The 11,032-nt window shown below is 45.8% G+C and carries 10 protein-coding genes; 5 read left to right on the forward strand and 5 right to left on the reverse strand.

The genetic code is table 11. The features are described 5' to 3' along the window. Window positions 1-302 precede the first annotated feature (302 nt). The 4 genes from gatA to BBC0178_RS06520 all read right to left on the reverse strand — a co-directional run bounded on the left by gatA (window position 303) and on the right by BBC0178_RS06520 (window position 4,406). Window positions 303-1,784, reverse strand: a complete 1,482-nt coding sequence (gene gatA / locus BBC0178_RS06500; protein WP_078039592.1) for an Asp-tRNA(Asn)/Glu-tRNA(Gln) amidotransferase subunit GatA — start codon at window positions 1,782-1,784, stop codon at window positions 303-305. 30 nt (window positions 1,785-1,814) lie between these two features. Continuing rightward, a complete protein-coding gene (gene gatC, locus BBC0178_RS06505) occupies window positions 1,815-2,102 on the reverse strand; it encodes an Asp-tRNA(Asn)/Glu-tRNA(Gln) amidotransferase subunit GatC (protein ID WP_077971667.1) in 288 nt (95 codons plus the stop codon). Window positions 2,103-2,695: 593 nt separating this feature from the next. After that, window positions 2,696-3,418, reverse strand: coding sequence for a Vgb family protein (locus tag BBC0178_RS06515; RefSeq protein WP_149867436.1), 723 nt, complete (start codon window positions 3,416-3,418; stop codon window positions 2,696-2,698). Window positions 3,419-3,701: 283 nt separating this feature from the next. Then, window positions 3,702-4,406: a metal-dependent hydrolase gene (locus BBC0178_RS06520; RefSeq protein ID WP_078040391.1), complete on the reverse strand. Its 705-nt coding sequence runs from the start codon at window positions 4,404-4,406 to the stop codon at window positions 3,702-3,704. A 116-nt stretch (window positions 4,407-4,522) separates the two neighbouring features. Between BBC0178_RS06520 and ruvX the strand changes: the two genes are divergently transcribed. Beyond that, on the forward strand, window positions 4,523-4,999 hold the full coding sequence (gene ruvX / locus BBC0178_RS06525) for a Holliday junction resolvase RuvX (protein ID WP_078039595.1): 477 nt from the start codon (window positions 4,523-4,525) through the stop codon (window positions 4,997-4,999). A gap of 12 nt (window positions 5,000-5,011) precedes the next feature. Here ruvX and BBC0178_RS06530 read toward each other — a convergent pair whose 3' ends face one another. Next, window positions 5,012-6,640, reverse strand: coding sequence for an acyl-CoA dehydrogenase family protein (locus BBC0178_RS06530; RefSeq protein ID WP_078039596.1), 1,629 nt, complete (start codon window positions 6,638-6,640; stop codon window positions 5,012-5,014). A 143-nt stretch (window positions 6,641-6,783) separates the two neighbouring features. Between BBC0178_RS06530 and BBC0178_RS06535 the strand changes: the two genes are divergently transcribed. From BBC0178_RS06535 to dprA, 4 genes are read left to right on the forward strand one after another with little or no spacing between them, the layout of a single operon-like run. Further along, the gene (locus BBC0178_RS06535; protein WP_077971677.1) at window positions 6,784-7,746 is read left to right on the forward strand and encodes an aspartate carbamoyltransferase catalytic subunit; all 963 of its coding nucleotides are present in this window, start codon (window positions 6,784-6,786) and stop codon (window positions 7,744-7,746) included. Further along, the gene (locus BBC0178_RS06540) at window positions 7,743-9,041 is read left to right on the forward strand and encodes a dihydroorotase (protein WP_078039597.1); all 1,299 of its coding nucleotides are present in this window, start codon (window positions 7,743-7,745) and stop codon (window positions 9,039-9,041) included. The genes BBC0178_RS06535 and BBC0178_RS06540 overlap by 4 nt, the downstream gene beginning before the upstream one ends. A gap of 32 nt (window positions 9,042-9,073) precedes the next feature. Continuing rightward, the gene (gene plsY, locus BBC0178_RS06545; RefSeq protein WP_078039598.1) at window positions 9,074-9,715 is read left to right on the forward strand and encodes a glycerol-3-phosphate 1-O-acyltransferase PlsY; all 642 of its coding nucleotides are present in this window, start codon (window positions 9,074-9,076) and stop codon (window positions 9,713-9,715) included. Window positions 9,716-9,763: 48 nt separating this feature from the next. Further along, window positions 9,764-10,954, forward strand: coding sequence for a DNA-processing protein DprA (gene dprA / locus BBC0178_RS06550; RefSeq protein WP_078039599.1), 1,191 nt, complete (start codon window positions 9,764-9,766; stop codon window positions 10,952-10,954). The last annotated feature ends 78 nt before the right edge of the window (window positions 10,955-11,032 follow it).

The following is an 11,032-nucleotide window of genomic DNA, read 5'->3' on the forward strand; positions in this document are numbered from 1 at the left end:
ATTCGACAATCTTGAAATGGTCCCCATCCCCTTTAATTGAAAACATAAAATGGTTAATGTTGTTTTTTAATAAATTGTTGTATCTTTTTGATATTAAGTGTTTTTAATGTTCCATTGTTCATTAATTATAGCATCAGTCAAATGCCATTTTTGGAACATCAAGCGGTTGTTCGTTTATTCCCTCGAACCTCAAATTCATCGTTCCATGAGTGATGCATGAGTAAACAAAAAACACGGCAAAATTTTTGCCGTGTTAAAGGAATTATTAGTGACTGCCGATATTAGCAGATATCGACGACCGATTACCACCATTTTTCGGGAGAAAACTTGCCAGCCGCCTGTTCGATAATATTGGCTGTCTGGAATAATTGTTCCTCACCGAAAGGCTTGCCAATAAGCTGCAAACCTAAGGGTAGCCCATCCTTGGAAAGTCCGGCCGGTAATGAAATTCCGGGGAGCCCTGCCATATTCACAGTAACCGTAAAAATATCATTGAGATACATGGCTACAGGATCGTTTTTCAATTTTTTATCTGCAATTCCGAAGGCCGCAGTCGGTGTGGCCGGAGTCAAAACGGCATCAATGCCGGCGTCAAAACATTTATCAAAATCCTGTTTGATGAGTGTACGCACTTTTTGTGCCTTAAGATAATAGGCATCATAGTAACCGGCTGACAAAACATAAGTGCCGATGAGAATACGCCGTTTGACTTCGTGTCCGAAACCTTCGGAACGGGTATTTTCATACATTTCGATAATGTCTTTACCGGGCACCCGAAGTCCATAACGCACACCGTCATAACGGGCAAGATTCGATGATGCTTCAGCAGGCGCAACAATATAATAGGCCGGCAATGCATATTTGGTGTGAGGAAGTGAAATATTGACGATTTCAGCCCCCGCCTCTTTCAACCAGTCTATGCCTTTTTGCCAAAGTGCCGTTATCTCTTCCGACATGCCGTCAACCTGATATTCTTTAGGAATACCGATTTTCATGCCCTTGACCGATTTTCCGATAGACGCCTCATAGTCAGGGACGGGCACATTGACGGAAGTCGAATCTTTCTCGTCGAAGGAAGCCATAGATTTCAACAAAATAGCGCAATCGCGCACGTCGCGGCCAATGGGGCCAGCTTGATCAAGTGAAGAAGCAAAAGCGATAATTCCCCAGCGCGAACAACGCCCATAGGTGGGCTTGATGCCAACAGTACCGGTAAATGCGGCAGGTTGACGAATGGAACCGCCAGTATCGGTGGCTGTTGCACCAGCGCACAAATGAGCAGCAACAGCAGCAGCCGACCCACCGGAAGAACCACCGGGCACCAGCTTTTCCTTAGAACCTTTGGCGCGCCACGGATTGACAACAGGACCATAATAGGATGTTTCGTTGGACGATCCCATTGCGAACTCGTCCATATTGAGCTTGCCGAGCATAACAGCGCCATCAGCCCATAGATTGCTGGTTACAGTCGACTCATATTTCGGTTTGAAGTTGTCAAGGATATGGGAACAGGCTTGGGTGTGGATATCATAAGTTGCGTAAAGATCTTTCACACCGAGAGGAATGCCTTCAAGCGCCCCTGCCTTCTTTTGCGCTATTTTTTCATCAGAGGCTTTGGCCATCTTCCGCGCATGATCGGCAGTTACCGATACATAGGCATTAATAGCGGGATTGGATGCTTCAATGGCATGAATATATGCATCCGCCAGTTCTGTTGCCTTGAATTCGCCCTTCTTGAGCGCGTCACGAGCCTCGGCAATTGTCAGCTTCGTCAAATCGGTCATATCATGCCTCAAAAATAAATATTCAAATTGCTATTCGATAACTTTTGGAACGAGGAAGAAATTGTCTTCGCTCAAAGGTGCATTGGCGACAATGTCGGATGCTTTGTTCCCGTCGGTGACAACATCTTCACGTGTACGCAAAGTCATGGGAATGACAGATGTTAGCGGCTCGACATTGTCTACATTCACTTCGTCGAGCTGCTCGACAAATCCTAAAATAGCGTTCAACTCATTTGCCATACGCTCTGCTTCGTCATCTTTCACAGCAATGCGCGAAAGACGGGCAACACGTTTGACCGTTTTAATATCTACAGACATTAGGTAAATCCCGTATGAAAGACATTTTCTCTAATGAATCTATACAGGTCGAAGCCTCCAAGAGCAAGAAAAGACGTTCAGAAATTGAGCGTTTCACCGACTTTTGGTGTGTCTACAACCGTTTTTCCATCGTCAACGCCAAGAACGAGGTGTTCGGATGTCTGATCAAGGGCAGGAAAAACGCGCGAGTAACATGGAATCGCGCTCTTAAAATAGAGATATAGTCCACCTAAAATCGGCGATAGCTCTCGCACAACATACACGTTGCCAATGCGAATTATCCTTATTTTTGGTGCGTAGAATCCATTATCAAATTCTTCTCTCTAGAGCTTCCAAACCAAGCGGTAATTGATGGTTTAGGGTTGGCTAACTTACGCCCCGTATGCGCAGGCCAATTGTGTGGCAAACGGGACAATGGCCCAAAACCTTGTCGAGTTAAATGTTACTTAGTCCTCGTGTATCTCTAGCATTCAAAGCCCAAGCAAAAAACGCCAGCAATGAGAGTGTCGATTGAGTTATTAAGACGGGATCATTACCCTTATCGTATTGATCTTGCTGGTGACCATAAAATCTTAATTTTTAAGAATTTGATATCAATCAAAAACACGTATTTGGCCATCATTCCAGGTACCAACATAATAACGCCCCTTGAAATAGGCTAAAGCTACAGCCCCGTCTAAATTGCTAGCGAGCAGCTTTGTTTCCCCCGTATCAACATTCACTAACCGAACCGCACCTGCACCATTATCAATAACAGCAACCAAACGGTCAGAAACCGTCACAATACCCACGCCAGGTCGATTAAAGCTGGAACCTAGCTGCTTATGAACGCCTTCTGCATTAATATGCGTCAAATTCCCGCTATATTGTGACACGACCAAATCGTCATTAGGCAATTGTGTTACACCAACAGGTAACCCAAGTTTTGATGCTACTATCTTTTTTGCACCGGATTCAACATTGACGGAGACTATTTCGCCTGATGAACGATTGGTGACTAATAACTCACCTGTATTTGACCAAGCGATCCCCGTAGGCGTATGAAAACCGCTCGCGATTTTTGACGCATTACCGATGTTATCTATCTTTAAAATATAATTATCCTGATAGGAAGCAACATAGATATTATCGCGATGATCAACAACAATGCCGGCTGGAGCGCTTATGCCGGAATAAACAACTTGTTGCTTTCCTTCTGTCGTTATTTTAACGACGGAATTTCCAGACCAGTTGGTAACCAACATTTCTCCCTGATTATTAAATGCAATGCCTGTAGGCGCGTGTAATGATGTGGCAACCACCTTTGTTTGAGCCATTCCGGATGCTCCATAAGTTAGAAAAATAAGTAAAAAAGCTAGTTTTATGAAGCTTTTTATCATCGTCGTTTTCTCCGAAAAAATATTTACTTGGATAATCGGTTTTCTGGAATATTGCCAGAATAAGGTAAAACGCTGTTTTTTAGAGAAAATGAAAAGTCTTTTGTGCTGACCTCATAGACAGAATATTCACTATCATAAGTGTCAATAAAAATCCGGTTATCCGATCCGGCTATGATAATGACGCTATTGAGATCAAACATTCAAGAGCAAGAAAAGACGCTCAGAAATTGAGCGTCTCACCGACTTTTGGCAATGCAACCGTCGTTTCTGTTCCTTTCATACCTCTAACAAAACGTTCCGGCGTTTGATCAAGAACCGGAAAAGTACCCCAGTGACAAGGTATCGCTGTCTTGAAATGGAAATAGCGTTGACATGCGAGTGCTGCAACGGCTCCCCCCATTGTGAAGAAATCGCCAACCGGCACAATGCCGATTTCCGGTTGATGCAATTCGTTAATCAACTGCATATCGGAAAAAATATCTGTGTCGCCCATGTGATAGAGTGTCGGAGCATCATTAAAATGGAACACCAGCCCGTTCGGATTGCCAAGACATTGCGAAACACCGTTTTCGGTAAGCATTGCCGACGAATGAATGGCATTGACAAAAGTGATGCTATAACCGTCATGTGCCTGTGTACCGCCTGCATTACCGGGAACAACGTTTTTCACACCTTGTGATTGAAGCCAGGCAGCGAGATCGGCATTTGCTGTCACCGGTACATTTTTTTCCTTAGCAATAGCAATTGTATCCCCAACATGATCGCTATGACCATGCGTGAGGGCTATATGGGTCACACCTTCGACAGCCTTTTTGATATTAAGGTCTTTTGCCGACGGATTACCTGTCAAAAAAGGATCTATAAGAATAACCGCTTTGCCAACTTCGACGCGAAAGGCTGCATGCCCGAGCCATGTAATTTTCATGCCACTACCCTTGTTTTTTATTGGAAGTTCCATCTTTTACCGTATATTGAACGCAAAATACCAAAATGCCAAGTACCTGCTTATTGAAGCGGGATATTTCATAAAGGCGAGCCTCAATGCCGGTTATAGATATTACTGAAATTCCTGATCTCGGTCTTAAGGACAAAAATATTATAGGCCTTGATTTGGGGACAAAAACGATAGGCATCGCTATATCCGATCTCGGTTGGCGTTTTGCCACCCCTCGCCCGGTATTGAAACGCAAAAAATTTTCTATTGATGCTCGTGAGCTTCTGAAAATTTTTCTTGAAGAAAACATTGGCGTTGCAATTATCGGCCTTCCAAAAAACATGGATGGCACGAGTGGCCCACGCGTTCAGGCAACGCGTGCTTTTGTCCATAATATGAACAGCTTGACGCCGATTCCTTTTGTGTTCTGGGACGAGCGGCTATCAACAGTGGCAGCGGAACGCGGCCTTCTCGAAATGGATGTTTCGCGTGCCAAACGTGCCGTCAGAATTGATTCTGCGGCAGCGGCGTTCATTTTACAAGGAGCACTCGACAGGCTTCAAAGTTTGGCTCGAACTGTATAATAAAAGTTTAACTCAAACGGCGGGATAAAGCGTATCCAATATATGTCCGGCGTGATGACGCGCACTCAACATCCCGTAAGACGAACGCCATTGCCCACCAAGGCGACTTTCAATATAGGCAGCGGTGATATGGGGCATATCGGCTTGTTGCAAGGCCGCAGCCGCACCCGCATAGGCCATTTGTTCGATAAATAGCCGTCCGGCACCAACGTCGCTGATGGCAACTTGAGCTGCTGCATGTAATATTTCAACGGTTTTAGGACCGGCAGCACCAATATCACGACCGATCTGGTCAAGTAGCCCTTGAAAAAGTCCCGGCGCCCTTTCACCTAAACGGATGGTATCAACCACAATGTCATTTCCGCCGTTTCCTTTTATCGTGCGCATTGGAGCGTCCACAAGCATTCTCGCCAAGCGGCTATCAAACATAAATGCCTGTGCACCCATTTGCGCTATAATTTCTCCGATAACCGGAACGACCAATTCGTTGATATGAATTGCTACAATCGGCGTCATGATACGGGCAAACGCAGCTTCCGCCCTATTTGAAGCAGCATTATCAAAAGCACGAGCAAGCCTCATTACAAGACATTGCGAAGCGACGACATCGAGTGCCAAATCGGCAAAAACCCGTTCTGTCAAAGGCGGCAAAACCTGCCTTGGATTGAAGCGCCGGAAAAACAGTATGCCACTTTGCAGCGCCGCTCTTAGTACACCAGTTGAAATAACCGCCTGGTCAAAACGTGTCATGGTTTCGACATCTCTTATGACCTTATCTCCTTCACCGATTTTACCGATGAGCCAGCCAAGGCTGTCGTGGAAAGTAACTTGGCCTTCGGGGGCAGAACATTCACCGGCGCGATGGATAAGAAAATCTACCGAAAGATCTCCGTTCAAAGTGCCATTTTCGAGAAACCGGGAAATAAAAAAGCAACATTTCTGGCCGCCTACTTCAGCCGTTACGAAATAGCCGTCCGACATCGGATTTAAAACGGACTGTTTAACTGCGTCGATGCGATAAAGATCACGTCCATTCGCCGCGTCGAAGGAGATACGTGTTGCCGTTGAAACATGAGGGATATTTTGCAAGTTATTCTTTATATCGTCACATGCGAAAGTCAGTGTTGCCGACCGTTTTGCGGAAATAGGACGAGAAGAATAATCGTGTTGACGTGATAATAAAGCATTTTGCCATTTGGCAAATAGATCGGATTCGCCAATTAAAGCGGAAATACCTGCGCTTGTTGATGTGATTTCATTTAAGTGTCCGGTTTCAAGACCGGCCATCAGAAAAAGTCTGATGGCTCGTGATTGGTAGCGAACACCATTTTCAGCCGGTCCATTCTCCCACAACGAAGAACAAAGCCCTGCCTGACGTGAGCGACGTAGCAGCGCATGATAGGCAGGATGCGTTTCCAATTGTTGTATGCCATCACCCCATTCGTTCTCCCGTCTCAATATCGGGCGATGGATATTGGCCAACCTTGCAAGATCTTGCGCCTCACGACTGGCAACAAATGCGCCGATTTCCTCGAATCCCGCGAGCAACGGCGTCGGCAAGAGCGACGAAAAACGGAACAAAACCGCATCGTCCAAAAACGCATTTTTTCGCATTATATTCTGGTTAGGCAAAGTGCTCACAATTTTTTCCCGAATTTCATTTCAAGTCAAATATATAGATCAAACCATATAAACACATTTAGTTCTCGTGCGGTTAAATCAGACATTGCATAAAAAGCAAGCCTTGTTGTAGTGTCAGTCAGTTTCTTCAGGAAATTTTCATCATGACACAAACAACATCTTTCCCCATTTTTCCCCACCGGCATCTTTTAGGCATTAAAGGCCTGACTGCGCACGACCTGACAACATTGATCGACCGTGCTGATGCCAATGTCGCAATATCGCGACAACTTGACAAGAAAAAAACGTCCATGCGCGGGCGAACACAAATTAATCTTTTTTTTGAAAATTCGACGCGGACACAATCCTCGTTCGAACTTGCAGGAAAAAGGCTCGGAGCCGATGTGATGAATATGGCGGTGAGCCATTCGTCGGTAAAAAAGGGCGAAACGCTTATCGATACAGCAATGACGTTAAATGCCATGCATCCCGATATTCTCGTCATTCGGCACAAATCCGGCGGTGCGGCCGCATTGCTTGCACAGAAAGTGAGTTGCTCGGTAGTCAATGCCGGTGACGGCGCCCATGAACACCCCACACAGGCGTTGCTTGACGCTTTGACAATCCGGCGTGCAAAAGGACGAATCGATGGTTTGACTGTGGCTATCTGTGGCGACATTTTGCATTCGCGTGTGGCCCGCTCCAATATCCTCAGTCTCAATGCACTAGGAGCTCGTGTGCGTGCTGTTGCCCCCACAACGCTTCTTCCCAATGAAATAGACAATATGAGTGTGGATGTTTTTACAAACATGCAGGAGGGCATAAAAGATGCAGATGTTGTTATGATGCTTCGTCTGCAGCGCGAACGCATGTCGGGGGCGTTTATTCCTTCCGTTAGAGAATATTTCCGCTTTTTCGGGCTTGATAAACAAAAACTCGGACTGGCAAAAAAAGATTGTATTGTTATGCATCCCGGACCGATTAATCGGGGAGTAGAAATTGCATCCGACATTGCTGATGGTCCGCAAAGTGTTATCCACACACAAGTTGAAATGGGAGTTGCTGTCAGAATGGCTGTTATCGAGGCTCTTTTGGATCCGCGTCGCAGCGAAGGAGAAAATCAATGACGCAGTCGATCGTTTACCAAAATGCCCGTATCATTGATCCGTCATGTGACAAAGACGAAATAGGAACGCTCATCGTCGTTGATGGTATTATAAAAGCTTGTGGTGCTAATACTCAAAATCAGGGAACGCCTGAAGGGGCAGAGGTTTTTGATGCCCAAGGAAAGGCAATCCTGCCAGGACTGGTTGATGCCCGCGTTTACGTCGGTGAACCCGGGAACGAACATCGCGAGACGATCCGCTCGGCAAGCAATTCCGCGGCTGCGGGCGGCGTTACGTCTTTTGTTATGATGCCAGACACCCATCCGGTCATTGACGACGTAGCGCTTGTCGAATTTGTAAAACAGACCGCTCGCGATAATGCCTGTGTTCATGTTTATCCTTCGGCGGCAATTACAAAGCAACTGGCCGGTCAGGAAATGACCGAATTCGGGCTGCTAAAAGAATCCGGCGCCATCGCTTTTACCGACGGTCATCAAACAATCGAAAATTCTTTGGTTCTCAGGCGTGCCATGACTTACGCCCATGACTTTGATGCGCTCATTATCCACGAAACGCAGGACAAGTGGCTGACAGGTACAGGCGTTATGAATGAAGGGCTGCTTTCAAGCTGGCTTGGCCTTGCGGGTATTCCCAAAGAGGCGGAAGTGATTCCGCTGGAAAGAGATTTGCGTTTGGCCGCTTTGACGGGGTGTCGTTATCATGCAGCCGAATTGTCCACTGCAATGTCGGCAGATGCCATGCGTCAGGCAAAACAGAAATTGAATAATGTAACAGCCGGAGTATCAATCAATAATCTGACATTGAATGAAAATGACATTGGCGAATATCGGACATTTTTCCGCCTTTCGCCGCCGCTCAGATCAGAAGATGATCGCCATGCTATGATTGAAGCTGTCCGCGATGGAACGATCGATATGATTGTATCAAGCCATGATCCTCAAGGTGCTGATACAAAACGTTTACCCTTCGAAGATGCAGAAGCCGGTGCTGTGGGTATGGAGACGTTACTTGCTGCCGCTTTGCGACTCTATCACGATCAATCGTTATCACTTATAAAAATTGCCGCTTTGCTCTCTACCAATCCGGCAAAGATTCTGGAAATCGACGCGGGCAGTCTAAAACCCGGAAAAGCTGCCGATTTCATACTGGTTGATCTCGACGACCCTTGGGTTTTAACTCTTGATATGCTGCATTCTCGTTCAAAAAATACCCCGTTCGAGAATGCACGTTTTCAAGGACATGTGCTAAAAACCTACGTGTCGGGAAAAATGGTATACCAATATCAGAACTCTTGAATTGAACGGCAAAACTAAAAAAGGGTAACTCCATGGCCGACATCGGTTTATCTCCCAAAATGGTCTCATGGTTGACATTGATTATATGCTATCTCGTCGGCTCTATTCCCTTCGGACTGCTATTCACCCGATTGGCTGGCCTTGGAGATGTCCGCAAAATCGGTTCGGGTAATATTGGTGCTACGAATGTTTTACGCACCGGTAACAAGAAAATCGCACTGCTGACGCTTTTATGCGACATGTTTAAAGGCACTCTTGCGGTTTATATTGCCGCTTTCTTATCGTCATTGGATTATAACAATATTGTCGTTGTTGCGTTGGGTGGTTTTGCAGCCTTTATAGGTCATATCTATCCGATCTGGCTCAAATTCAAGGGTGGTAAAGGTGTTGCAACCTATCTCGGCGTTTGTCTGGGATTTTTTCCACCCGCTGCACTGGTGTTTATCTGTGTTTGGCTGCTTACCGCATTTATTACCCGTTATTCTTCACTTTCTGCGCTTTTTGCAGTCATTCTTGTTCCGGTTTTCATCATACTTTTCATGGATAACCCATCCCAGAAACTCTTTGCTATTGTTCTTTCGGTAATGAGTTTAATCGTTATTTTGAAACATCATACCAATATACGACGTTTAATGACTGGGACAGAAAGCAAAATCGGTTCTAAAAAAACATAGTAGGACAAAAACATAGCGGGAAAAAAATAGCGGGAAGTTGCAATTCAGATGGAAAAACGTAAAGGGATTCCCCTTACCGATATGCAGCGCCTCCATTGGCTACAATTGATACGTAGTGAAAATGTGGGAGCTGTTACGTTCATTGATCTTATCGAACATTTCGGTTCGGCAGGTGATGCCCTCAATGCACTTCCGGAACTGAGTTCCAAAGGGGGCAGAGGAAAGCCTATCAGGATCGCCAGTCGTGAAGATGCCGAACGCGAACTCGAACTTGCGGAAAAAATCGGCGCACGTTTTATCGGCTTGGGTGAACCTGATTATCCTCCCTATTTGCGGGCAATCGAAGCACCTCCCCCTCTCATTTTGGTAAAAGGAAATTGTGATCGTTTTTTTTCTCCCTCTGTGGGTATCGTAGGCTCGCGAAATGCATCGGCCGGCGGGAAAAAACTGACAACACTGTTTGCCAATCAGTTGGGGAAAACGGGTTTCACAACAATTTCCGGTTTAGCCCGTGGAATTGATACAGCCGCTCATTATGCGAGCATTGATACCGGAACAATTGCAGTGATGGCCGGTGGAATTGACCATATATATCCGCCGGAAAATAAAGAGTTGTATTTCACCATATTGGATAAAGGCGGGGCGATCGTCAGCGAAATGCCCATTGGAACTCAACCCAGAGCTCAGGATTTTCCCCGACGCAACAGAATTATTGCCGGAATGTCACTTGGACTTCTGGTATGTGAAGCAGCAACCCGTTCAGGCTCCCTGATTACTGCCCGATTGGCTGCGGAAATGGGGCGCATCGTTTTTGCAATACCGGGTTCTCCGTTAGATCCACGTGCACAGGGCACAAATAATCTCATTAAAGAAGGTGCACTGCTTGTCACCCGTCCGGAAGACATCACAGAAACACTCACACCTCTATCTCCATCACAAGATAATAGGCAATTAGCGATATTCGGTGATACCGACGAAAACTATACAGAGCTTCCACAAACACCGGTTTTAGATAAAAATGCAATTGACAGAATAGATAAAGACCGTGACGCTGTGTTAAATGCTCTTTCTACAGCACCGATTGACCTGGAGACGCTCAGCCTTGCATCCGAAGTCCCGATTGACCAAATCTATCTCATTCTGGTCGAATTGGATCTGGCGGGAAAACTTGTCCGCCACAGTGGCGGCATGGTTTCAATTGCTGTCACTGATTTTCTGACTAGACTCGCTATTTTTTAGAATATTTTGTCCTTCTTTGGCGACCATGTCCAACAAAAATGCCAAAAACGGCGAATCGACATTTATTGCCATCTCGTT

Origin of the sequence: Ditibartonella apihabitans, assembly GCF_002007485.1 — a bacterium.
GTDB classification, from domain to species: domain Bacteria; phylum Pseudomonadota; class Alphaproteobacteria; order Rhizobiales; family Rhizobiaceae; genus Bartonella; species Bartonella apihabitans.

Bases quoted from the DNA above. Each gene is read 5' to 3' on its own strand.
- gatA (WP_078039592.1), bottom strand. From the start codon at position 1,784: ATGACCGATTTGACGAAGCTGACAATTGCCGAGGCTCGTGACGCGCTC.
- gatC (WP_077971667.1), bottom strand. From the start codon at position 2,102: ATGTCTGTAGATATTAAAACGGTCAAACGTGTTGCCCGTCTTTCGCGC.
- BBC0178_RS06515 (WP_149867436.1), bottom strand. From the start codon at position 3,418: ATGGCTCAAACAAAGGTGGTTGCCACATCATTACACGCGCCTACAGGC.
- BBC0178_RS06520 (WP_078040391.1), bottom strand. From the start codon at position 4,406: ATGAAAATTACATGGCTCGGGCATGCAGCCTTTCGCGTCGAAGTTGGC.
- ruvX (WP_078039595.1), top strand. From the start codon at position 4,523: ATGCCGGTTATAGATATTACTGAAATTCCTGATCTCGGTCTTAAGGAC.
- BBC0178_RS06535 (WP_077971677.1), top strand. From the start codon at position 6,784: ATGACACAAACAACATCTTTCCCCATTTTTCCCCACCGGCATCTTTTA.
- BBC0178_RS06540 (WP_078039597.1), top strand. From the start codon at position 7,743: ATGACGCAGTCGATCGTTTACCAAAATGCCCGTATCATTGATCCGTCA.
- plsY (WP_078039598.1), top strand. From the start codon at position 9,074: ATGGCCGACATCGGTTTATCTCCCAAAATGGTCTCATGGTTGACATTG.
- dprA (WP_078039599.1), top strand. From the start codon at position 9,764: ATGGAAAAACGTAAAGGGATTCCCCTTACCGATATGCAGCGCCTCCAT.